Genomic DNA, 25,257 nt, shown 5'->3' with positions numbered 1-25,257 from the left:
TGTTATGTAAACTATGATTGCTTTGGCTTAAAAACTACCTCATATGTATCAGCATTTTTAAGCATCTCTTTTGTAAACTCCTGAATATCTTTTTGGGATATCTTAGTTACTATATTTTCAAAATTTTTAGGATCGTTTCTGTTATATCCATCTCTATAAAATGATAACAATGACTGCATATCATAGCTATTATAGCTTTTTGCTTGCTCACGTTCTTTAAGAAAATTTGTAAGGGTTTTATCTAAATCTTCTTGATTGATCTTTCCTGTTGCTATTTTATTGAGTTCTGTATGTACTATTGTGATTAGCTTTTCTGCTAAATCAGGGTTACAATCAAAAGAAACAGAGATACTACTTTGAGATTTAGGTTCTTTTTGCATACTACCTATTGCTCTTGGGCTATATACTCCTCCTTCTTCTTCTCTTAATGTTTCTGTAAGACGTAATTGTAAAATATCACTCAACGCACCTGTAAGCAATCTGTTTTTGATGGTATACTCCAAAGGTATTTTTAGGGATATGTTTACATTGGTTTTAGGGTCTTCCATGTTTATATATATATCCTTATCAATCTTCTTATTGACCCATTGCAGATCATTATCTTTAAATTTTTCTTTTGTGTTTTTTACGGGTAGACTTGCTACGTACTTAGCTAACAATGGTTGTAATACCTCAGGTTTTATATCTCCTACTATATAAAATTCAAAATCTGCTGCATTATTGAATCTACTGATGTAGATTTCTTTTATTTTATCAAATGAAATCTTATTTGCATATTCTTTGGTAAATATCTGTACTCTAGGATTATCTGCTCCGTATAATGTTACAGTAAGGCTATCACTCATCTGTGATTTTATATTTTTACTTTTTTGTAACAAGAAATCATCAATTGATCCTTGTAATACCTGATATGCTTGCTTATCAAAGCGAGGTTTTACAAAATACAAATGTGCCAATTGTAACATTATTTCTACATCTTTTGTAGTAGATAATCCACTTAAATTTTCTGTAATTTCACCCAATCCTGGGCCAAATCTTACGGTTTTTCCTGCCAGAACTTTTTGTAATTCTGTTGCAGAATACTCTCCTACACCAGACATTAACACCAAATCTCCTAATAGTTCTGCTGATGGTAAGTCGCTATTCTTGATCAAGGATTTACCTCCATAACTAATTGCTTGTAATGCTACACTATTTTTTTCTTTATCAGTAAACTTATAGTGTACTTTTACTCCATTACTTAGTATAAATGTGGAAGAACCTAATTCTTTATTTTTTTTAATCTCCTCTACCTTTCCTTCTTTGATAGATACTCCCGACATCAAGGTTTTCCCTTCAAAAGTTTCTGTATATGGTTTGATATCTGATGAGTTCTCTACTTCTTTTATAATCTGTAATGCTTCTGTTTTAGTTAGGTTATTTTTTCCTTTTACCCCAGTTACATTTAACATCCTATTGGTAGGTGTATATAGATTTTGTATGGTTTGATGTAATTCTTGTGGGGTAATCATTGCAAAAATCTGTTTTGCTAAAGCATACTCTTTTTCTATATCAGTCATCTCTACCTGCTCTAGATAGTTATTCTGTATCACATTGATAATACTACCATGTGGTTGGTCATTCTTTGTTGCAATTCTCGTTTCATAACTATTCAAAAACTGAGCTATAGTTCTATCAATTTCTGATTGTGTATACCCATGCTTTACGGCTCTTACTACCTCTGTAAGCACCTCTCTAAAAGCTGCTTGTTGTTTTTCTGGTTTGGGTGCAATATGCACATTCAACATATTATTGGTTCTAGAGGAACCAGCGTACCCAATTCCTGCTCTTAAAAATGTAGCTTCTGGTTTTTGGGCTTTTTCTCTGATTCTGGAAGACAACATTGTCATTGCCATATTTTCTAACAATGCTCTTTTTAGCCCTCCTACAGTATTAGCATCTGATGGTTTTTTATGTCGAATTCCAAAACCAATTGAAGCTGTAGATACCTCTGGGTCCATTCCCAGATTATACAACAGTTCTTTATTATCAGGAATAGTAACTACAAAACGTTCTCTTGGGTTTTTGACTGCTGGTATACTAGAAAACCTTGCTTTTATTTTTTTTTCTATCTCTTCTACATTAATATCCCCAACTATTGCTATTGCTTGTAAGTCTGTTCTGTACCAATCATGATAAAAATCACGTAATGCTTTATACTCAAAATTCTCTACGATATCCATCAAACCTATGGGAATGCGTTTTGCATATTTAGAATGATTAAATATGGTAGGTAACGAAGCTTCAAGCACACGTCTTTGTCCATTTTGACCTGTTCTCCATTCTTCTTTGATCACCCCTCGTTCTGCATCTATTTCTTCTTCTGTAAGGGATAAATAATTAGACCAATCATGGAGTATCAATAAGCAGGTGTCTACCAGGCCATCTTTGACAGGAATGTTATCTAGGTTATATACGGTTTCATCAAAAGAGGTATAGGCATTAATATCTTTGCTGAAAACGGCTCCATGTTTTTCTAGGGTATTGAGAATCCCCTTTCCTTTAAAATTTTTGGTTCCATTAAATGCCATATGCTCTAAAAAATGTGCCAGCCCTTGCTGGTTATCGTTTTCTAAAATAGATCCCACATTTTGGATGATGTAATAACTGGCTGCATCTTTTACTACATCAGTACTTTTAATATAATAGGTCATTCCGTTAGGCAATACTCCTTTTCGTACACTTTGATCAACAGGTAGTGCCTTCTTTAAGTTTAGAGATTGACTGTTTACTTGTATGCAAAATGCAAAAAGTAATAGTATTATTACAGTAGAGTTGATTTTCATTAATATTTTTGGTTTTTTCATTTTCATTTTTTTTAAGAGGGTCACTGACTAAGGCGACCCTCAGACTAAAACTTTATAATCTTCTTAGGTAACTAATCTATATCAAACAATGAAAACAAAGATGTATAAAGGTTCTATAGGTAATTATTTCTTATTTAGGATAAACTCTAATAAAAAGTCATACAAAATCAAGGCTTTTCAACAAATAAAAATCTTGTAACTTATTATTTAGGTATCTCATCTTTTTAAACTTTATGTGTATACTTATTAATACGTCTAAAAAAGGTAATACCCTTATAATCGATACGTTAAAAAAACATTAAAAAATTGAGCTTAACAAAATAGCTTCAAAGATTACCTTCTAAAAAATCAAATGTTATTTGTGTCAAATAAGGCAACCAATTCTGGATCAGAAGGCCTTGGGGCGTTATTGTTTATAATTTCACCCTCGGGATCAAGTAATATAAAACGAGGGATTGATACGATAGAATAGTCTATCGCAAATTTTGAATTAAAAGCATCATCGGCAAACAATTGAATTCCTGTCATCGCTTCTTCCTTAATCATTGCTCTCCATTTTTCATAATCTTTCCTTTTATCTAAAGAGATACTCACAAACGTTATATCCTTACCATCATATTGTTTTATTATTTTTTTGAGATGGGGCACCTCTTTTACACAAGGCATACACCATGTTGCCCAAATATCAAGATATACATATTTCCCTTTTAGATCTTCTAGTGATACTGCTCCTCCTTCATAATCTTCATAATTATAGAATGTTGGAGATAGGTTTCCTTTTTGAATCTTTTTAAGTTGCTTATACAGTATAGTAACTTTTTGAATATCCTTAGCATTGCTTGAGGCTTCTTTAAAAACTGTATAATACTCTTTATGGTTTTTTGTAGAAACCATACCTTTTTCTATTATTGCTTTTCGATATACTAAGCTATTTTTCACTTGTTGATCTTGTACCTGATTAATCGTTTTTATAGTGGCAAGTTGGATATCTATGGCTTCTTTTTCTACTAATTCTCTGGCTTTTCTTTCTATATCCCATAGTATAAGTTTTCTATAAGCAATAGAGAAAAAATAATCTTTTGTATGAATACTATCTAGATTTTCATGATGTAATTCTGAGAAAAAATCGGGAGAAACTTTATTTTTTTTAAAAGCATAACGTTCATAATCTTTAAGCCTATCTAGGTACTCATAGTATATATTTCTTTGTTCCTTATTTCTATATGTTTCAGGTAGGTCACCCATTGTTAACAATAAACTATCTTTTGCTTTTCTAATGTTATTTATAGCTGTTTTATACTCTTGCTCTGCCACATTAAAATAGGGTTTGTATTTCTGAAGCAAATCACCTCTATGTCTATTTTTTGTTATCAAATATTGATTAATCCCTGTATCGTCTTTAGTACACTCTATAGAGGCAAAGAAATCATCTATATCTACTTGTATGGTAACCTCATTTCCTTTAGCAAGGTATACCCATGTTCCTTTTAGGCCATTATTGATATAGTACTTTCCTTCTGTAAGGTGTAATGTATCCCTAAACTTACCTGTTTCTGAATGAATCATTATGGTATCAATTGGGTTTCCTATAAATGCACTAATGATTAAATCGTTATCTGTTGCATTATCAATAGTTCCTGATAGTATAGTATATTCTTTTTCTTTTTGAGAACAACCTAAAATAGTTACAACTAAAAGGCTGATCACAATTATTTTTATAGACTTCATAAGTGTTATTTTGTAAAATGTATTGGTCTAAACTTCATTTCTTTATTCAAACCAATACATCTTGTGGGTTTTATGAATTAGCTGTTTTTTTTAATCTCTCACATTCTCACCTAATTCAGGAGTATCTAGGATATATTTCTGTGCCACTGGTATTGCCCAATTCTTACCATTGGCAGTAAGGGTATGTGTCTGTCCATTGAGTGTACGGGTTAATGTTACATTGGCATTATCAAACTCATTATACCGTTTAAGATCAAAAAACCGTAACCCACTACCTGCAAATTCTATTCTTCTTTCTTTTTTAATCAACGCTAATACTTCTGTCTGGTTAGTACTTACAACGGGAGTATAGGTCGCTGTTTCAAAACGTTTTTCTCTAAGCATGTTTAAGTCTTGTACTGCCTCTACAATATTTCCTAATCTAGCATTACATTCTGCTTTGATCAACAATACTTCTGGTACTGTAAATCCAACACCCCTGTATCCACTCAGAAAAGAATATCCTAATGCATTACCAGGTTTAGGTATTCCAAAAAGTACATTTAACGGAGCGTATAACTTTTTTCTCAGGTCATTATCTTCATACAAATTATAGAGATCATCTGATGCAATAAGCAAGTTATAGGTGCCTAACGACGCTTTGTTCCATAATAATTGTTGATCATTTTCTGGTTCATCTAATTTTAATATCCCCGCAAACCCTTCTTCATAGGTATTGAAATCATTGATTGTATTATAAAGTTCTAAGGATTTTGATGCTGCCTCTAATGCTTTGTTATATGCTGCCTGATATAAGTATATACGAGCCAATAATGCATAGGCACTTGATTTGGTAGGTCTATGATTATGAATCCCTGACTCTGACACATCAGGAAGATCGGCTATAACACTATTTATATCCTCAATAATCAAATCGTATATTTCTGCTACAGAGGCTCTGGAAAAATCCACTCCTTCTATTTCACTTCCTAATCGTAATGGCACTGCCAGATTAGATGTTGCCGTTTGAGAATTATAATGCAATCCATACAAATTGGCGAGTGCCAAATAATTAAATGCTCTATGTACTTTTGCTTCTGCTACTAATTGTAATTTTTCGCTTTGCCTACCATTTTGAGCATTCATTACTTCTTCTATCACAAGGTTGGCAACATAGATTTGTCCATACAGATTTGCCCAACTCCCATCTTCTTGATTAGGTTCGATTATATCATCCTGCCACGTATATGCATTTATGGTTCCAACCCCATAAAAAGGAAACGTTTCATCTGTAATAACAAAATCATCAGACAAATAATCTGTATTACTATATGTTCCTTGAAATCCTGGTGATATTCTAGTTCCTCTTCCTGATCCACTTTGATCCACCTGATCCAATAACAATCGATAGTCCTGTACATCAGTAGGAATAACTGTTCCCTGTGGTTGTATATTCAACCATTCTTCTCTGTCACATGCGGTACATACGATAAGAACCGCTAAAAAAATATAATATGTTTTCTTCATGTCTTATGTTTTTTTTAGAAATTGGCTGTAAAATTTAATGTATATGTTGGCTGTACAGGCAGAAGTAAATTTTCTGGATCTAATCCCCATTTATTAAAATCGATAACTCCCAGATTATTGGCCTGAATACTGATACTTGTATTTTCTAACCCTAGCTTTTTGGAAATATCTGACTCAAAACGATATCCCAATACGATTTCTCTAAATCGTATATGAGATGCCGAATCTACAAGGTGATCTCCATTAGGATAATACTGTCTATACCCTACTCGCCCTGCATCTACTCGTGTAAGAGGTAACCTAGGAATATCTGTTGTATTTTCATCTTGGGGGTTTTGCCATCTGTTTTCATAATCCTGATGAATATTAGCCGTCACAAACTGGCTAGCCAAGCTCGAGTAGTTCAGAATATTCGTATTTCTAAATACATGCCCTAACTTAAAGGTAATCAACGACCTCATAAAGAAATTTTTATACTTCATTGTATTAATCCATGACCCGTAATACCTTGGCGTTGTTGTTCCATTAAACACTAGTGCCTCTGTACTTTCAATATCTGCTGCTTCAATATCACCCCCTACCTCTCTTTCTCCTTGAAAATTAATAATTTCTCTATTTTCATTATATGCCTGGGGTCTCCCTTCTGTATCCAATCCAGCATACTGATAACTATATAAATATCGCAATGGAGTATCCACCAATGGTTCTCTTCCATTTATGTATACCAAAACGGTTTCATTAGGCACATCTACCTTAGTTACTCTGTTATCATTGTAACTCAAATTTATGGTAGTTACATAACTAAAGTTTTTACTTCGGATTACTTCTGCATTAAGATTGATATCTATTCCTTTATTTTCCATTTCTCCAACATTTAATAAAGCAGAGTTAAACCCTAATGCAGCTGGCACTTCTACTTGTGACAATAGATCTTCACTTTTTCTTTCGTAGTATTCTATACTTCCATTAATTCTACTATTGAATAACCCAAAATCCAACCCTACATTGGTAACATAGGTTTTTTCAAGACGTAATTCAGGATTTTTGATTCCTGAAACAAATGCAAAAGGTAGCCCCGTAGTAGGGTTATTAGATAGACTTGCCTGCAAAAAAGGGCTGGTAGAAGTATTAACATTTCCATTAGACCCATACGTTGCTCTTATAGAAAGTAAGTTGATATTACTACTATTAAAAAAATCTTCTTTGGCTAGATCCCATTTTATACCAACGGAGTACAAAGGAATGTTTCTATATTTTTTACTGGCTCCAAAAAGGTTGGCATCATCCAAACGAGTACTAGCGGTAAGTGTATATCTATTGAGATAGGTATACGCAAGATTGCCAAAATAAGAAACAAAACGAGATTCATTACCTCCAAAAATGGTAGGGTCTTGTAATACTCTACTTCCTATAGGAGTTACTGGCACTCTTTCTCCAAAGGGTACATTATCAAAGGCTAAAGACTGTGGATTAAATCCATATCGGGTCAAAGAATGGCTTTCTGATTGTATCTGTCGTAATTCATATCCTGCAATAGAAGTAATTCTATGGGTATTATTTTGAAATTCTTTGTCCAAGTTTAATTGAAACCTTCCTGTATGTGACGAGTTTTGTGTCGTTGATCTGGTTATAATATGTCCTTTATTAATTGCACTTACCAATTCTCCCGTATCTCGATCAGTTGTAGTAAAAGTGTTTACAAAATCTCTTACTCTATAGGTATCCTCATTAAACAATGATTTGGATGAAATATCTGCCCATTCATACTGATATGACCCTTGAATAGATAGAAAATCAAAAATGTCATATTTCAATGAAGTTTGCAATCGCAAGGAAGTGGCATTGGTAGCATTATCTCTGTTATCAAACTCTTGTTTTAGATTATAATCCCAATTATATGGATACCCTTCTGCTACTCTATCTTCTTTAAATTGTTGATAAAAAGTGCGAGGTTGCGGAATCAAATTGCCTTGATCATCAATGATTCTTTGATATTGAAGTAACTGATCTCTATCATTTGTAGTAAGCCCGTTACGTTTAATTTTTCTATGATTAAAGTTTACTGTATTTGAAAAAGTAAGTTTTTCTGTGATGTTAAAGCTTCCATTAAGGTTTGTAATAATTTCATCGGTAGTATTACCAGAAAAGAATCCTTGATTTTCATTTCTATTGTAGGTGACCGAAGCTCGGTAAATATTGTGCTCTCCTCCTCCACTAATGGCAAGATTAGTCTGTGTCCAATATGCATCACTCATAAATAAGTCAGCAAACTCTTTTCTACTATCTACTGTTCTTAATTGACTAATAATAGGTCCCGCCTCACTTTGCGACAATTGCCCATCATTAAGTAATAAATAGGTTTCAATCCCTTTTCCTAAAGGGGGTTGATTTCTACCTCTTGGCAAGTTTATCCATTCGTTATCTGCCCTATGTTTTTCAAACTCTAAAAAACTTTCTGTAGATGCATACGGTAAATCAAACAGATCTTGTTGTGGGGTGATTGCCAAATTGGTTGAAAAAGTTATTTGTGGTTTTTGGTTTTTCTTACCTTTTTTTGTTTCAATAACAATTACTCCGTTTGCTGCTCTTATTCCCCAAATTGATGCTGCTGCCGCATCTTTAAGGATGGTTACATTTTTAATATCTGATGGATTAATGGAGCTAAGATCTTGTGTTAACGGAAATCCATCTACCACTATCAAAGGATCATTATTACTGTGTATGGTACTAATTCCTCGAATAGTAGGTCCATCTGTATTATCAAATACAATTCCTGAAAATTCTCCTTCTATTTTACTTAAGATATTCTGTGCTATTTTGGTAGTCAATGCCTGAGGTTTTATATTCTGAAAAGAACCTGTTGCTCGTTCTCGTGATATTTTTTGATACCCCGTATTTAATACGACCTCTTCTAAAACATTTGTTTCTTCAAAAAGTACAACATCAACTCTTTGTTGATTGGTAATCTCTATTTCTTTAGTAGTATACCCTATTGAAGAAAATTGTAACACTACTTTTTTGTTTCTGGGTACTGCTATTTCATACTCTCCATCAAAATCGGTAGTGGTTCCTTTGGTTACATCATTCTTGTGTACCACAGCAACTCCTGGCAAAGGCAATTTATTTTGATCGGTTACCTGCCCTTTGATAATACGAGTGTTTTGCAGGCTTGTTAATCCTAATGGAGTTTTTTTTCTTTTAACTATAACAGTATTGTTATTAAACTCATAAGTACAGAAAATAGGAGTCAACCCTTTTTTTAACAATGTATCGGCTTTAATAACTCCGCTCTCAAGAAAAATACGAGGAGCATCTTTAACAAGGTCATACCTGTATACAAACTGATAATCAGTCTGTTCTTTGATTAATTCAAAAATCTGCTCAATAGAAACTGTTTTGTTTACATCAATAATGATATTAATATTTTGAGAAAATCCTTTATTAGGATTAAAACTAAATACAACTGCACAATAAAAAAACAAAAAGGTTCTCATAATCGTTTTTAAAAACCTTGGATTATAATAAATCAAAGGTATAGTCAATTTAAATTTCATAAATTAGCATTTCAATTAGTTAAACATTATTTAATTAATTCGAGTAAAAGGAATTTAGTTGCTACTTTGAACGGTCTTAGCTTTATTCCTTTTTTTATTGTATTGTTATTTTCTTACTATCTATTTCAAAATGTACTTCATTCGTTTTTTCTATATTTTCTAACAATTCTTCTATATGATCTTCTCTATTTAGTATTCCTGAAAAAATGACTTCTTTGGCTTCTTCATTCTCAAATACTACTTCAATATCATACCATCGAGACAAGGTTTTCATCATGACTTCTAGTTTTTGTTTATCAAACATGAAAAAATTGTTTTTCCATGCGATTTCGGGTGTAGTATCTATATCATCTATAATTTTTAGTTGCTCATTTTGAATATTGACTATGGCTTGTTGTCCTGGATTCAAAAACTTGCTCACAATGCCATTATCAATAGTTATTCTTCCTTTTACCAATGTAGTATACAAGGACTCTTCGTTTTGATATGCTTTAATATTGAATTCTGTTCCTAATACCTCAATATTTTGTATTTGCGTATGTACCTTAAAAGCATCTCCATTATGAAGTGTGCTATGCGACACATCAAAATAAGCTTCTCCATAAACCAGTTCTACCTCTCTGGGTTGTCCTTTGATAAAACTTACTGGGTATTTTAATTTGGTTTCTGAATTTAACCACACTTTGGTTCCATCAGACAGATGTATAAAAAAGCGCCCTCCTCTGGGAATAGTGAGGTAATTATATTTCAATTCTTTGCCTGAAGAGATCTCTGTATATACCAATTCCTCACCATTACTTACTCTATTCTGATAGTGATACTCTGTTCCTTTTTCTAAAATGATTTGTTTTCCATCTTCCAAACTTAATATTGCCTTGTTTGTTCCTGGTTCTATAATTACCTCTATATCATTGTTATAATATTTATAAACAAAAGGCATTGAAATCAATAATACTATGACAGCAGCGTATTTATATACCTTTTGATAATTAAATCTCCTACGATCATTTTTAATCTTTTTTGCAATGATCTTTTTAGTCTGTTCTACATCATATTGATTCATATTATGACGGATTGCATAATTAATTTTGATATACTCATTAAATATTTTTTTGTTATCTGTACTTTCTAACCATTCTGACAATACATCAAGCTCTGTTGCAGAAATTGATGCCGCCATATATTTTATAATAAGTTGTTCTATTTTTTTAGATATCATACCTCTATTACGAGGCTCATTGCGAATACCCTACCTTTTTTGTTAATTTTTTTTTGATTTTTTTAACATTACATTTGTTTCTTAAGAAAGCCATTAAAACCTGCTATATCAATTGTATAATTTTATCTAGAAAAGAGTATGAAACAGTGTTTTAAAGATGAAGCAACACTTATGTTGTTTTTAAAAAAAGGAGATGAGAAAGCTTATAATTATCTAATAGACACATACCACCATAAACTTTGTGTTTATGCAGATAGTTTGATAAACGACACTATGAAATCTCAGGATATTGTACAGAATGTTTTTATCAAAATATGGGAAAAAAGAAAACTGCTTAATATAAATTTTTCATTACAAAATTATTTATATCGCCTCACTTATAACGAGTTTATTGATCAATATCGTAAAACCAAAGCAGTAACTAAAATAGAGAAAAAATACATCGAATACCTTAACTCTTTTGTAGAGAAAGAAGATCCTGAAATGATGGAAAAACTCATTAATTTGGTTAAACATGCGATACAAGAGCTCCCTCCTAAATGCAAACAAATTTTTGAATTAAGCAAAAAAGAAGGGCTTACAAATCTAGAAATATCTAATCATCTTAATATTAACATCAAAACTGTAGAAGCTCATATCACCAAGGCTTTTTCTCTTATACGCAAACGTCTTAAGGGCAAAATTAATACAATCTTGTTTCTATTATTTGATTGGAAAAAAATGAGGCATCGTGTTTTTGGATAAATTAGAGATAGTAAAATTGTTTTGCTATATAGAAAAGCAATAATCATTGATTTGTATTTTTTAAAATAATAATTTTACTTTTTGTAAGTACGACCTAATCATTACGACGGTATTAGTTCCAAAATGAAAATTGAGAATACATTGCCAGACCATCAAAAGCAAATAGCTATCCTTGTATTTGCCAATTCTTCTCAGGAAGAGTTGAAACATAAGCATTTGGTACATGGGCAGCAGTTATTTGATCATCTTAATAAAAAAACACTTGTCGAGGTTCGTAAAACAGGGCTTCCTTATGCTATATATTCAGAGAAAGAGCAACATGGTACTACTTTTGGAGAACGCTTTGCCAATGCTATAGAAGATCTTTTTGAAAAAGGATATCAAAAAGTTATTACTATTGGTAATGATAGTCCAAACCTAACTGCATCTCACCTTATTGATACTAGTCATAAATTGATGCACAATACTATGGTTGTTGGTCCATCTATAGATGGTGGCATATACCTTCTGGGACTTGACAAATCAAATTTTGAAAAAAACTCTTTTGTACAACTACCATGGCAAACAAGACTATTAGCAAAATTTCTTATTAAAAAAATATCTGCCTCTGGAACACATATTAAACTCCTGTACAGGCTTAAGGATATTGATAAATTACAGGATTTACAGTACTTTTTGAATAGAATAAATCGTACTACTAGATTATTTAAATCTATTCTCTTACTATTATTTTCTTGTATTTATGAGGCTATTATCTATCAGCCTAAACCTCTCGTTACTACAATACATACTATTCCTTTTAATAAAGGCTCTCCAGATTTGATGTTATACACACAGTCAAACTAATAGTTTAATTCTATCTTATTATTTTTTATGAAGCACCTTTTTCTAGGGCTGACACTATTATTGGTGTCTTTTGCTCATGCCCAAAATGTAGTTACAGGAACTGTAACTACAGCGACCGATGGTACTACTATACCATTTGTAAATATTCAAATTAAAAACACTACTCAAGGTACTAGTAGTGATGCCAATGGTAACTATTCTATCTCAACACAAAACAATGATGCTATCCTTGTTTTTTCTTCTTTAGGTTTTAAAACCAAAGAGGTAATCATAAATAACAATTCTATTATCAATGTAAGTCTCGTAGAAGGATCTACAGGTTTGGATGAAATCGTTATTACAGCGCTCAATCGTAAACGAGAAAACAAAGAGTTAGGATATGTCGTGCAAAGTATTAACCAAAAAGATATCGCAGAGGTGAAGTCCGTAAACTTTCTGGATAATCTGGCAGGAAAACTGGCAGGAGTTACCATTACTCCAGGAGGAGCTACAGGAGTTGGTTCTTCTTCAAAAATTGTAATTCGAGGAGAGCAATCCTTTACCAATAATAATCCTTTGTTTATTGTAGATGGAACTCCAATTAATAATTCAACGGTTTTTAATAACACCAATGAGGCAGCAGCAGGTTTTCAGGAGGTTGATTTTGGAAATGGTGCTATGGCTGTAAATCCCGATGACATTGAAAATGTATCTGTATTAAAAGGGCCAAGTGCTGCTGCACTATATGGAACCAGAGCTTCAAACGGAGTTATTATTATTACTACAAAAGATGGTACTAAAAGCAAAGGGTTAGGAATTAGTATCAATTCTAGCTTGTTTATCGATACTGCTTTTCAATTACCACAATTTCAAAATCAATACGGACAAGGAAATTCTGGTCAGTTTGAATATGTAGATGGTTTAGGAAGTGGAGTTAATGATAATATCACCTATAGTTGGGGACCAAGATTAAATCAAGGTACATTGATTCCTCAATTTGATAGCCCTGTTACTTTATTCAATGGTACTGTTGTACGCGGAGGAGATACGTCTTTATACGATACTACTTCTATTACTCCTACTCCATTTATTTCTCATCCAGACAACCTGAAAGATTTTTATCAAACTGGGGTAACTACTATAAATAATGTAGCGTTTTCTTCTCATTTTGATAAAGGAAACTATCGTTTATCTTTTACTGATTTACGTAGTGAGTCTATTATTCCTGGAGTAGATCTTGATAGAAAAACCATAGCTACTCGCCTTAGTTTTTTACCTACAAAAAAAACAACAGTAAATGCTTCTATAAATTATGTAAATACTGGCAGTGATAACCGCCCATCTAATGGATATGGTTCTGAGAATGTAAACTATTCTCTAGTGGCATGGGGACCAAGATCTCTTAATACCAATAACCTAAGAAATTATTGGCAACCAGGGCTTGAAGGAATACAACAATATTCATTTAATTATACGTTTTTTGATAATCCCTATTTTATTCTTTCTGAAAACCGAAACAGCTTTGATAGGGATCGTGTCTTTGGTAACATATCTATACAACAACAATTGGCTAATAACCTAAACCTGACAATACGATCTGGAATGGATTATTCTAATGAAAAGCGACAGTTTTTAAGAAATTTTAGCACCAATCGTTTTAGAAACGGGGCATACGCAGAGCATGATGTTACCTATAGAGAAATCAACACTGATTTTTTACTTAATTATACCAAAAAAATTAGTGCTTTTGATATTGATATTTCATTGGGAGGAAATCGTCTGGATCAAAAAGCAAAAACCTCACAAACACAAACTACACAATTGGCGCAACCTGGTATTTTTAGTTTTAATAATGCCGCTTCTCCTATAGAAAGCTTTGGTTTTGAGTCCAAAAAACGTATCAATAGCTTGTATGGATTACTCAAACTTGGATATAAAAATTATCTATTTCTTGATATTACAGGACGAAATGATTGGTCTAGTGCATTGGCAACTCCTTTTTCGGCAGACAATACTTCTTTTTTCTATCCTTCGGCATCTAGCAGTTTTGTTATAAGTAATGCCTTCAAATTACCCAAAGTAATTTCGTTTGCCAAGCTAAGGGCTAGTATTGCACAAGTTGGTAATGATACTGATCCCTACCAGACTTCTGGTGCTTTTGTGTCGCAGACCTCTGTAAATTCACAACCTACATTTACAAATCAAAATTTTATCCCTAACCCTAATTTAAAACCTGAACAGACCACCTCATATGAATTTGGAACAGATATTCACTTTTTTAAAGATCGTTTGAATCTGGATATTACTTATTATCATGCACTCACCAAAGATCAAATCCTATCGCTGCCTATTCCTATATCATCAGGGTTCAATCAACAGGTAGTTAATGGGGGAAAGGTTCGTTCTCGTGGTGTAGAAATTGTGCTAAATGCAATTCCTATTCAGCATGAAAACTTTACATGGAACACTACTATCAATTTTAGTAGAAATGTCTCTACCATTACATCACTACCTCAGCAAGAAGGTCGGGTTACACTAGCCTATTCTCGTGTATACAATAATCCTGATCAAACAGTTTGGTTTCAGGTAGAAGAAGGTGGACGTATAGGTGATTTTTATGGTACAGGGTATTTACGTAATGAGAATGGTGATTTTGTAATTACTCCAGAAGGGCGCTTTATCGCTGATAATACGCTAAAAAAACTAGGAAATTATACTCCTGATTTTATAGTGGGAATAAACAATCAATTTCAATATAAAAATTGGGATATTAATTTTTTACTGGATTGGAGACAAGGCGGTGAACTTGTTTCTCGCACACTATCTCTAGCGGCTGTCGGGGGACAATTAGAAGAAACTGCTTATAGACCTGATGCTGGCATTGTTGCTCAAGGAGTTGTAAATGTTGGTACGACAGATGCTCCTGTTTATACTCCTAATACAACAGCAGTAACACCAGAGAGTTATTATCGACAGTTCTATGATCGTAATCATGAAGAGAATAATGTATATGATGCTTCTTATCTAAAACTTAGACAATTTTCTATCGGTTATTCTTTTGCTCTTGATAAAGGAGTTGTAGGCTTCCTAGAAGAAGGGGCTGATTTTAATATCTCTCTTATTGGTAGAAACCTATTTGCTATTAGTGATATTTCTCATTTTGACCCTGAACAATTAGCGGTACAAGGGCAAGGGCTCGTAAATGGCGTTGAGGATCTGTCATATGCTACCTCTAGAAGCTTTGGATTAAAACTTGGGATTAATTTTTAAAAAACGTACACAATGAAAAACTATATCTATTTATTTGTTTTTACTATTCTTCTAGCTGGATGTGCAGCGGATTTTGAAGATATAAATACCAACCCTAATGCTCCTGTAGATGTACAACCTAGTTTATTATTACGACAGGTACTTTATAACTATGGCGAGCAAATGTCTTATGAAGGTTTTGTTGCAGGCAACTTGTTGAGCCAACACCTTACTGCATTAGATTTTAATTTATTTGATCGTCATGCACTTAAATCTCCACAGTTAGGAGGAAACCCATGGGCTATCTTTTATACCAATCTTCGAGATAATGAAACCATTTTGACTAAATCGCGTGACATACCAACTTTTACTGTTTATGAGGGGCCTGCATTGATCTTCAAAGCTTATATGACGATGGCACTTACTGATCTTTTTGGAGATGTTCCTTATAGCGAAGCCTTTATTGGAAATCAGGGTACTGTTACCCCAAAATACGATACGCAAGAAGCTATTTATCTGGCTGAAGGTGGAATTCTTGATAATCTAGAAAAAGGAATCGAAGCTATTCAAAATTATTCTGGAAGTATTTCTCTAGATGGTGATCTATTATATAATGGCAATCTAGATAATTGGGTTAAATTTGCCAATTCTTTACGTATCAAAGCACTCATACGTATCTCTGCAAAAGAAGATATTAGTGAACAATTGCAGGCTATCGTATCTGAAGGAAACTATATCACTACCAATATCGACAATGCCGTTTTTGAATTTACCGATAGTGAACCTAATAATTTCAGATTAGCTCGATTACGCGCTGGAGACTTTAATAACTTTGTAATGTCTGAAACTATAGAAAATATACTGACTGACTTGAATGATCCTAGAATAAACATTTTATTTCGTCCTTTTGGTAATGCTACAACTAATGAGTATAATGGACTTATCAATGGTATCGATGCTTCTCAAACTACAATTTCTCTGGCAGAATATTCTTTGGCTGGAACAATTTTTAGAGAACACACAGGAGATCTTGATGCTAATTATATGACTGCATGGGAAACTCATTTTTTACTAGCCGAAGCGGCTGTAAAAGGGTTTATTACAGAAGATGCAAAAACATTGTATGATACAGGAATAACACAAGCTTTTGAGTATTGGCAGACTACATTGCCAGAGAATTACTTGAATACTACTGTAGCTTTTGATACCAATAAGGCACTTGAACAAATTAGTACTCAAAAATGGATTGCTAATATGATTAATGGATATGAAGGGTGGATAGAGTATCGCCGTACTGGTTTTCCTAGGTTAAAACCTGTATCTGCAAGCTTGAATAATGGGGTAATCCCTGTGAGAATGCCCTATCCAGCAGAAGAAGCTACATTAAATACGACTCATTATAATCAAGCAGCACAAAACACGAATAGCAACAGTATTGATTTTCCTGTTTGGTGGGATGAATAAAGAAATAAAATGGAAGAAATAGAAATCTGGCAATGGTGTCTAATTGTACTATCTGGGTTATTGTTTTTCTGGTGGTCACCACTAGCTAAAACCAACAATCAATTTTATAAAGCATCGAGTACAAAGAGTCAACCCTCGTTATGGATGCTTACGGGTAGTCTTGTAATTTCCTGGATTTTTGCAAAAAGCATTACCAATGCTGCAAACCTAGGTCTTAGCTTTGGGCTGGTTGGGGGTGTTGCTTATGCCGCTTATTATGTATCCTTTGCTGTTGCGGGGATTATAATATACCAGTTACGAACTCAAGGAGGTTTTGAGAGTATTCATCAATTCTTAGCTTCTCGTTTTGGAAAAGGAGCATTGCTTCTTTTTTCTATATTGATTGGTATACGGTTATTTAATGAGGTATGGTCTAACACAATGGTAATAGGATCTTATTTTGGAGAGACAGGTAGTAATGGCTATTACAGTGCAATAGTAATATTCACTACTCTTACTCTTGCCTATGCGTTAAAAGGTGGCCTAAGTAGTAGTATCTTTACAGATGTATTGCAGATGGGGTTATTTGCAGTATTACTTTTTATAATTCTTTGGAATATTTTTGAGGTGGATACTTTCTCGTTGACAGATGTTGCCTTATCAGGAGAGTGGAGCATGGCTATGGGAGGAAATTTATTACTTGCCGCCATACTACAATCTTTCAGCTATCCTTTTCATGACCCAGTATTAACAGATCGAGGGTTTATTAGCTCCCCAAAGACTACATTACGTAGTTTTTTGTGGGCTACAGTAGTAGGCGGAGTATGTATTACTCTTTTTAGTATAGTAGGTATTTTTGCTCAGCAACAAGGTTTACAAGGTCAAGCCGCGGTGGCTGTGAGTAAAGCTTTTGGGGCAGTCATATTATTAGTAGTCAATTTCATTATGATTACCTCAGCCGCTTCTACACTTGATTCCACATTTTCTTCTTCTGCCAAATTACTAGCAATAGATCTACAACTAGGTACTAGTTTATCTTTGGGTAGATGGATAATGGTCATTGTTGCTATAGCAGGAACAGTTCCTGTTTTTCTAGATGCCGAGATTCTGTCTGCAACTACCATAAGTGGTACGATGGTTATTGGGTTAACTCCCATTTTTTTATGTTGGAAACAAAAGGTTCCTAAAATCAGTTTTTTTCTTTCTGTAGGCTGTGGATTATTATTTGGCTTTATACTTGTCTTTGATCTTTTCCCTAAAGAGTTTATATATACTACTGGTACTTATGCTGAACTTTTATGGGTTAATATTTGGGGATTAGTATGTTGTTTTATTGCTTATTTTGTACCTGTATGGATAAAAAGACGATAGCCCTAGGCAAACGTAACGGAAAAATACTCCTTTTTGGTGGAGTATACAGTAATTTGCAAGCATTAGAATCTCTTATTGCAATTGCTAACAAGGAAGGAATTGCTTCAGAAAATTGTTTCTGTACTGGTGATATTGTAGGATATTGTGCACAACCAGAAGAAACCGTGCAACGATTTATACAATGGGGAGCACATTCTATTATTGGTAATGTAGAAGAACAATTGCGCACAGGTGCTATAGACTGCGGGTGTGATTTTAAAACTGGCTCTCGCTGTGATGGTTTTTCTAAAACCTGGTATGCCTATGCTCAAAACCAATTATCGAAGACATCGATACAATGGATGCAATCACTACCCGACTATATAAATTTTGAGTTTGCTGACAAAAGTTTTACAGTAGTTCATGGTAGCTATAGTTATATCTCAGAATTTATTTTTCAGTCTACTTCTTGGCAGGTAAAACAATCATCTTTTGATGCAAGTAATAGTGATGTGATTATTGCAGGACATTGCGGATTGCCTTTTTATGATAAAAAAGAAGCATTAATCTGGATTAACTCTGGGGTAATTGGTATGCCAGCTAACGAAGGGATAGCAAGAGGTTGGTATGCGATTATAGATGACTCTAATGGTTTTTCGATTCGATATGAGACTTTTGAGTATGATAATCTAACTGCAAATCAATTAATGCTAAAAAAAGAATTACCGCAAGAATATGCAAAAACACTTCTCACCGGCCTCTGGGATAATATGGAAATTCTTCCTGAAATAGAAAAGAAGTTACAAGGCAGGGATTTGAAGAAATTGATCGTCTCAAAATAAGAACGATCAATTTTCTTTAGTGCTTTTTCAAAGTTAGCTCCTGAAGGATTACAAGAATATTGGATTCAATGGAAAAATAAAAAGACACAATTTGACTGTAAATAAGCTACAATAGTCTGCTAAACTAGAGAAAACATATACAGCGATCACCAAGTCGAGGTTTGCTCTTTATTTAAATATATTATTATTAGAAATGTATCCTTCTTATTTAAGCCTAAAAATGGTAATAGCTGAATCTAGTATAAGACTTTAGGCTACCTTCTTGCTTCTGTCCTTGGGACATCCTAAACCATTTGACTACTTCCTTTTCTTATGAACACGACTCTGTATATCTAAGGCTTGACCCCTTTGAAACGTTCAAATAAATAAACTATATTTACCATTCAATACACACATAATTTCTATAATTCATTTGCTCCTTTCAAGAAGCAAACATACCATACAATAATGAAATCCATAATTATAAGAACCAAATGCAACCTAATGCTTTTTTTCTTGTCAATAGGTTAGATGAATTGTCCAAATAACAAGAAGTAAAACAATACATACATGATAAAAAAGAACAAAATTATAACTCTGTTGCTACTCTTTGTTTCATTGGCAAGTATCTCGCAAACCGAGTCCTCTACTCTTTCTAAAAAAGAATTGAGAAAAAATACACCTGCCTATATTGGGATTTCTGCGGGGTTGGGTCCTTCTAATTTCAGGGATTTTGCCACCTCTCCCCTTTTTTACAAAGGAATCTCAAAATACCTCTCTCTATCCTATCTCAAGGCTAATTCAAAAAGAGAATCAGAGATTGGATTATCTTATTCTTTTGGGCAGTTTCATAATAAATTTAATAATCATTCAGAATTCAGTACTGTTAAAAGTGTATCTCTATTTTATTCGCGATTATATCAGATCCGCAAATTGAGTTCTCAAAAACTAAATATAAAAGCTGGAGGTTTATTGAGTACTTCTGGTAATTTTAGAGTCAATGAGGCTTTATTAAATAACCAAATAGGTTTTGAACTAATACCAACTCTTTTTGGTTCTGTAAAACTGGAAAAAGATGTAAGCCGCAAAAAAGAAAAAAACAAGAAGTTTTTATTTATAAAATATAAGCTAAAACCTAGAACAAAAAATTTGGCATTCAGGCTTAATGTTGGTTTGATTAATAGTTCTTTTCGTAACGGCTATGCATATTCTGGGCAATCAAGCTTACTTAATGACCCTGTACTGTTTGATGATTATCAATTCAAGATATTTTCTGGGTACAGAGTTAATAGCGCCTTAGACTATACCATTTCACTAAAAAATAAGAATGCAATTCAATTTTCCTATTTATGGGATGCTTATAAGACTGGAGGTGATTTAGATAAATTTGAAATGGCTAATCACACTTTAAAATTCACTCTCTTGTTTAATACAAATAATAAATAAATGATGAGAAAGTTATATACTATAGTAATCATAGCACTATCACTTACTTCTTGTGAGAAAGTACTTTTTGAAGATGATCTAGAATCTACAAACCCAAGAGATAACTTTGAATACTTGTGGAATGAATGTAATGAGAAATATGCTTATTTTGAATTAAAAAATATTGATTGGGAACTTGTAAAATCTGAGTATTCTGCCAAAATATATGATGGCATGACTCAAGATTCACTCTTTAATGTATTGGGAGCAATGCTGACAGAACTTAGAGATGATCATACAAATCTCATCTCAAATTTTAATATCTCAACTTTTGGGGTTAATTACTTAGGGCAAGATAATTTTGATTGGCGAATCATTGAGGATCATTATTTATCTCAAGATTACTACATTTCTGGGCCGTTTCGCCATAACTTCATTGACAACAAAGAAATTGGATATATACGTTTCCCATCTTTTCCAGGAACTGTTGATGCAACCAATTTAAATTTTGTACTAAATAGATATAAAGATACCAAAGGACTTATTTTGGATTTAAGAGAAAATGGTGGCGGAGCAGTATCAGATATATTTGACATATTAAATCGTTTTGTTGAACAGAAAACACTTGTAAATTATTCTAGAATAAAAACAGGTACTGGTCATAATGATTTTTCAGATGCCAAACCAGTATATGTATCTCCATATAACGGAATACGATATAAAAATAAGGTAATCGTATTGGTAGATAGAGGTACGTATAGTGCTGGTTCATTTTTCTCCCTTTCTACAAAAGCACTTCCTAATATGATACTTATAGGTGATACTACAGGAGGAGGACTTGGTTTACCAAACGGAGGCCAGTTGCCTAATGGATGGACCTATCGATTTTCTATTACTCAAGCACTTACATTAGATAAAAAACCTGATTATGAAAATGGGGTTCCTCCTGATATTCAAGTTCTTTTTGACTGGAGTGATTTGACAAAAGATGAGATTCTAGAACGAGCAATCACAGAATTACAATAGAACTTGATATTATAATACGATACACTGATTAGCGATAAAATGATATAGATTGATAAAATCTTACTTTTTTATCGCTAGTTGTATTCTTGAAACATATCACAGCATACAACAAACACAATTACCACACTCATAATCAACCATTAAAAACAAATAAAGGTTTTTAAATAAAATTTTAACACTATAAAATTTGTTTAACTAGACGAGTGGTCATACTTTTGTTTCTTCAAAAGAAAATAATGTCAAAAACTATAAAGCATGAAACCAAGGCCGACTACCTTTTAGAAAAAGGGATAGAGATCATATGGTCTAAAGGGTATAATGCTACTAGTGTAAATGACATCGTAAAAGCGGCTGAGGTTCCCAAAGGCTCTTTTTATTTTTATTTTGATAGCAAAGAGGATTTTGTGATTAAAGCTTTAAATAAGTATTTTACCATGCAAATCACTCCTACTATTGCTATTTTACACGATACATCACTTTCTGCAAAACAGCGTTTGCTTAAATTTTATGAATATAGAATTGAAGTACTCAAAAAAGAATTGGAATGCAAAATGGGATGCATGGGTTGTAATTTAAGTAATGAAATGGCTGATCATAATGACAATATCAGAAAAGCTATTTTGGATAAAAATAATATTATAAAAGAAGCAATTATCAAAACAGGCCTAGAAGCCCAACAAAAGGGAGAGATTGATGCTTCTATAAACATAATCGATATAGTTGAATTTATTGAAGATGCTGGTAAAGGAGCAATGACCACTATGAAAGAATCTCAAAGCAGCTATCCAATTGATAATGTACTCAATATGACTAAACAATTCTTTTTAAAGTAATTTTTTTTTAAACACCTAGTAGTCGACTGGTCAATTTTTAATTTTAAAATAAAATAACAATATGGTATAGATAATAAATAAGTAACATTAACCAATAATCGACTGGTCAATTTTTAACCATTACTACTTAAAAGATCATGTCCTATTTAACTATAAAAAAACCACCACAGAACAAGCCTCGTAGTATTAAAGTCTCACTTAGTGAGTAAATCGTCTAAATAATAAAACTCATATCAACAACCTGTATCAGATTGAACTGTACCACACTACAAGTCGACTGGTCAACTAATAAGCTAAAAAAATGAATGCACTTAAAAAAGCTGGTGACGCTACAAACGCGTTTGCAAAAAAATGGGCAGAATTTGTAATCAAATTCAAATGGCCAGTATTAATTTTTACTATAATAATCGCATTAGGTCTCGGATCTCAAGGAAATATGGAGTTTGATGGTGATTATCACGTATTCTTCAGTGAATCTAATCCGGAACTCGAAGCTTTTGATGCACTACAAGATAAATACACCAAAGATGATAATGTAGTTATCGTTCTCTCCCCTTCTAATGAGAATATATTTACCAAAGAGAATCTGACTGCTATAGAAGAGCTCACAGCAGAAACGTGGAATACTCCTCATTCTTCTAGAGTAGATGCCGTAACCAATTTTCAACATACAAGCGCTCAAGGTGATGACCTTTATGTAGATGATCTATCCTATGAATCAGCTTCAAAAACAGAAGCAGAAATCAAAATCATCAAAGAAAAAGCGTTAAAAGAACCTTTGCTTGTCAATCGTATTATCAATGAAAAAGGAAGTGTAACCGCGATTAATATTACCGTGCGATTACCAGGAAAAGACAGTGCAAAAGAAATACCAGAGGTAACTGCTTTTATAAGAAAAACCATTGCTGATTTTCAAGAAAAACACCCGAACTTTCAGATACATTCATCTGGTTTGGTTCCTCTAAACACTGCATTTTTTGAGTCTTCTATGAGAGATATGATGCTCACTTTAATCATGCTAGTAATTGTTATCATAACCACCTTAATCCTTACACGAAACTTTGTGAGTACGATTGCTACTTTTATCGTAGTTGTATTCTCTATAATGAGTGCTATTGGTTTTGTAGGGTTGATGGGAATTAAACTTACTCCTCCCTCTTCTGTTTTTCCTACAATGATATTAACCTTGGCTGTAGCAGATAGTATTCATATTCTGATCACAATGTTACAAAAAATGCGTAAAGAAGGGTATGCTAAGAAGGAAGCTCTTGTAGAATCCATACGTCTTAATTTTATGCCTGTATTTATTACTAGCTTAACCACCGTAATTGGATTCTTAACCATGAATTTTGGAGATGTTCCTCCTTTTTGGGATCTAGGAAACATTACTGCATTCGGGATGACTATGGCTTTCTTGTATTCTACGACTGCACTACCTGCTCTTATGGCTATTTTACCTGTAAAAACTAAAGAGACTAAAAAAAATGTTCAAAAAGCAAGCTGGTACACCAGTCTAGGAGAATTTGTAGCTAAACAACCAGTACGACTTACTATTATATCCACAATCATTATAAGTGGTATGACCTACTTGGCTACTAAGAATCAGTTTAATGATGAGTTCATTAACTATTTTGATGAGACAGTACAGTTCAGAAGTGATACAGATTACATCAGTAAAAATCTAACTGGAATTTACAATGTTGAATTTTCTGTTGGTAGCGGAGAAAGTGGAGGAATTAATAACCCTGAATATCTACAAAAATTAAATGAATTCGAAAACTGGCTTAATACACAACCAGAGGTAATTCATGTAAATGCATTTAGTGAGGTGGCTAGACGAGTTAACAGGTCTATGCACGGGGATGATGAATCTTTTTACAGGGTTCCTACTAATCGTGAGGAAGCTGCTCAATACTTATTATTATATGAGCTCTCTCTTCCTTTTGGTTTAGACCTCAACAATCAAATCAATGTTGATAAATCAGAAACCCGAGTAACTGTTACTATACAAAATATATCGAGTTCTGAGATGATTGATTTTTCAAAAAGAGCTGAACAGTGGTTACAGGATAACACTCCAAAACCAATGCATACAATTGCTGTAAGCCCTACTCTTATGTTTTCAAAATTAGGCTTTAGACAAGCAGATAGCATGCTCAAAGGAAATATTATTGCTTTAATCCTAATTTCTTTAGTACTCATGTTTGCTTTACGAAATTTCAAAATGGGACTGCTTAGTATCATTCCAAATGTTACTCCTGTATTTATCGGGTTTGGTTTTTGGGCTATGTACAAGGCACAAATCAATACAGGAATGGTCATCGTTTTTGGTATGACCTTAGGGATTATTGTAGATGATACAGTACATTTTATGAGTAAATTCTTACGAGCACGTAGAGAATTGGGATATGATGCTAAACAAGCTGTCATCTATGCTTTTGAAACGGTAGGAAAAGCATTGGTAACCACTACAATTGTACTCTTGGCAGGATTTGCAGTGCTTTCTACTTCATCATTTGCTTTAAACAGTTATATGGCTAGAATTACAGTTATTATCATTCTATCTGCATTAATTATTGATTTCATATTGCTTCCTTCATTACTAATTCTGATAAGCAAAAAAAGTGAAGTCAAAACACCTGTAAAAGAATTAAACACACAAATACAATTAGACAAATAATAAACAAT

At 33.2% G+C, this 25,257-nt stretch carries 15 protein-coding genes; 10 read left to right on the top strand and 5 right to left on the bottom strand.

Going from position 1 to position 25,257, the window contains the following annotated elements; translation table 11 throughout:
- Positions 1-11: 11 nt before the first annotated feature.
- From DG508_RS03095 to DG508_RS03075, 5 genes are all read right to left on the bottom strand, one after another.
- Positions 12-2,846, bottom strand: coding sequence for a M16 family metallopeptidase (locus tag DG508_RS03095; protein WP_234418161.1), 2,835 nt, complete (start codon positions 2,844-2,846; stop codon positions 12-14).
- 348 nt (positions 2,847-3,194) lie between these two features.
- A complete protein-coding gene (locus DG508_RS03090; RefSeq protein WP_108866728.1) occupies positions 3,195-4,574 on the bottom strand; it encodes a TlpA family protein disulfide reductase in 1,380 nt (459 codons plus the stop codon).
- A gap of 90 nt (positions 4,575-4,664) precedes the next feature.
- Entirely contained in the window at positions 4,665-6,080 is a 1,416-nt protein-coding gene (locus DG508_RS03085; RefSeq protein ID WP_108866727.1) for a RagB/SusD family nutrient uptake outer membrane protein, read from the bottom strand.
- A 14-nt stretch (positions 6,081-6,094) separates the two neighbouring features.
- Entirely contained in the window at positions 6,095-9,634 is a 3,540-nt protein-coding gene (locus DG508_RS03080; protein WP_108866726.1) for a SusC/RagA family TonB-linked outer membrane protein, read from the bottom strand.
- Between the two features lie 94 nt (positions 9,635-9,728).
- The gene (locus DG508_RS03075) at positions 9,729-10,814 is read right to left on the bottom strand and encodes a FecR family protein (RefSeq protein ID WP_159090629.1); all 1,086 of its coding nucleotides are present in this window, start codon (positions 10,812-10,814) and stop codon (positions 9,729-9,731) included.
- Between the two features lie 177 nt (positions 10,815-10,991).
- Here DG508_RS03075 and DG508_RS03070 point away from each other — a divergent pair, with 177 nt between their 5' ends.
- The 10 genes from DG508_RS03070 to DG508_RS03025 all read left to right on the top strand — a co-directional run bounded on the left by DG508_RS03070 (position 10,992) and on the right by DG508_RS03025 (position 25,249).
- On the top strand, positions 10,992-11,597 hold the full coding sequence (locus tag DG508_RS03070; protein ID WP_199912748.1) for an RNA polymerase sigma factor: 606 nt from the start codon (positions 10,992-10,994) through the stop codon (positions 11,595-11,597).
- Between the two features lie 123 nt (positions 11,598-11,720).
- Positions 11,721-12,443: a TIGR04282 family arsenosugar biosynthesis glycosyltransferase gene (locus tag DG508_RS03065; RefSeq protein WP_108866724.1), complete on the top strand. Its 723-nt coding sequence runs from the start codon at positions 11,721-11,723 to the stop codon at positions 12,441-12,443.
- Between the two features lie 27 nt (positions 12,444-12,470).
- A complete protein-coding gene (locus DG508_RS03060; protein ID WP_108866723.1) occupies positions 12,471-15,692 on the top strand; it encodes a SusC/RagA family TonB-linked outer membrane protein in 3,222 nt (1,073 codons plus the stop codon).
- A gap of 12 nt (positions 15,693-15,704) precedes the next feature.
- A complete protein-coding gene (locus tag DG508_RS03055; protein ID WP_108866722.1) occupies positions 15,705-17,135 on the top strand; it encodes a SusD/RagB family nutrient-binding outer membrane lipoprotein in 1,431 nt (476 codons plus the stop codon).
- Between the two features lie 9 nt (positions 17,136-17,144).
- Positions 17,145-18,485: an SLC5/6 family protein gene (locus DG508_RS03050; RefSeq protein WP_108866721.1), complete on the top strand. Its 1,341-nt coding sequence runs from the start codon at positions 17,145-17,147 to the stop codon at positions 18,483-18,485.
- Positions 18,467-19,306, top strand: a complete 840-nt coding sequence (locus tag DG508_RS03045) for a metallophosphoesterase family protein (protein WP_108866720.1) — start codon at positions 18,467-18,469, stop codon at positions 19,304-19,306. Before DG508_RS03050 ends, DG508_RS03045 begins: the two co-directional genes overlap by 19 nt.
- 549 nt (positions 19,307-19,855) lie before the next feature.
- Positions 19,856-20,731 (top strand): hypothetical protein, encoded by an 876-nt coding sequence (locus DG508_RS03040; protein WP_108866719.1) that lies wholly within the window; start codon positions 19,856-19,858, stop codon positions 20,729-20,731.
- Positions 20,732-21,736: a S41 family peptidase gene (locus DG508_RS03035; protein ID WP_108866718.1), complete on the top strand. Its 1,005-nt coding sequence runs from the start codon at positions 20,732-20,734 to the stop codon at positions 21,734-21,736.
- A 236-nt stretch (positions 21,737-21,972) separates the two neighbouring features.
- The gene (locus DG508_RS03030) at positions 21,973-22,569 is read left to right on the top strand and encodes a TetR/AcrR family transcriptional regulator (RefSeq protein WP_108866717.1); all 597 of its coding nucleotides are present in this window, start codon (positions 21,973-21,975) and stop codon (positions 22,567-22,569) included.
- Positions 22,570-22,870: 301 nt separating this feature from the next.
- Positions 22,871-25,249 (top strand): efflux RND transporter permease subunit, encoded by a 2,379-nt coding sequence (locus DG508_RS03025; RefSeq protein ID WP_108866716.1) that lies wholly within the window; start codon positions 22,871-22,873, stop codon positions 25,247-25,249.
- The last annotated feature ends 8 nt before the right edge of the window (positions 25,250-25,257 follow it).

Origin of the sequence: Aquimarina aquimarini (assembly GCF_900299535.1) — a bacterium.
GTDB lineage: Bacteria > Bacteroidota > Bacteroidia > Flavobacteriales > Flavobacteriaceae > Aquimarina > Aquimarina aquimarini.
This window is presented reverse-complemented; position numbering and strand designations above follow the sequence as displayed.

Coding starts and splice junctions, on each gene's coding strand:
- DG508_RS03045 (WP_108866720.1), top strand. CDS start 18,467: ATGGATAAAAAGACGATAGCCCTAGGCAAACGTAACGGAAAAATACTC.
- DG508_RS03070 (WP_199912748.1), top strand. CDS start 10,992: ATGAAACAGTGTTTTAAAGATGAAGCAACACTTATGTTGTTTTTAAAA.
- DG508_RS03055 (WP_108866722.1), top strand. CDS start 15,705: ATGAAAAACTATATCTATTTATTTGTTTTTACTATTCTTCTAGCTGGA.
- DG508_RS03030 (WP_108866717.1), top strand. CDS start 21,973: ATGTCAAAAACTATAAAGCATGAAACCAAGGCCGACTACCTTTTAGAA.
- DG508_RS03065 (WP_108866724.1), top strand. CDS start 11,721: ATGAAAATTGAGAATACATTGCCAGACCATCAAAAGCAAATAGCTATC.
- DG508_RS03075 (WP_159090629.1), bottom strand. CDS start 10,814: ATGGCGGCATCAATTTCTGCAACAGAGCTTGATGTATTGTCAGAATGG.
- DG508_RS03050 (WP_108866721.1), top strand. CDS start 17,145: ATGGAAGAAATAGAAATCTGGCAATGGTGTCTAATTGTACTATCTGGG.
- DG508_RS03090 (WP_108866728.1), bottom strand. CDS start 4,574: ATGAAGTCTATAAAAATAATTGTGATCAGCCTTTTAGTTGTAACTATT.
- DG508_RS03085 (WP_108866727.1), bottom strand. CDS start 6,080: ATGAAGAAAACATATTATATTTTTTTAGCGGTTCTTATCGTATGTACC.
- DG508_RS03080 (WP_108866726.1), bottom strand. CDS start 9,634: ATGAAATTTAAATTGACTATACCTTTGATTTATTATAATCCAAGGTTT.
- DG508_RS03095 (WP_234418161.1), bottom strand. CDS start 2,846: ATGAAAAAACCAAAAATATTAATGAAAATCAACTCTACTGTAATAATA.
- DG508_RS03025 (WP_108866716.1), top strand. CDS start 22,871: ATGAATGCACTTAAAAAAGCTGGTGACGCTACAAACGCGTTTGCAAAA.
- DG508_RS03035 (WP_108866718.1), top strand. CDS start 20,732: ATGATGAGAAAGTTATATACTATAGTAATCATAGCACTATCACTTACT.
- DG508_RS03040 (WP_108866719.1), top strand. CDS start 19,856: ATGATAAAAAAGAACAAAATTATAACTCTGTTGCTACTCTTTGTTTCA.
- DG508_RS03060 (WP_108866723.1), top strand. CDS start 12,471: ATGAAGCACCTTTTTCTAGGGCTGACACTATTATTGGTGTCTTTTGCT.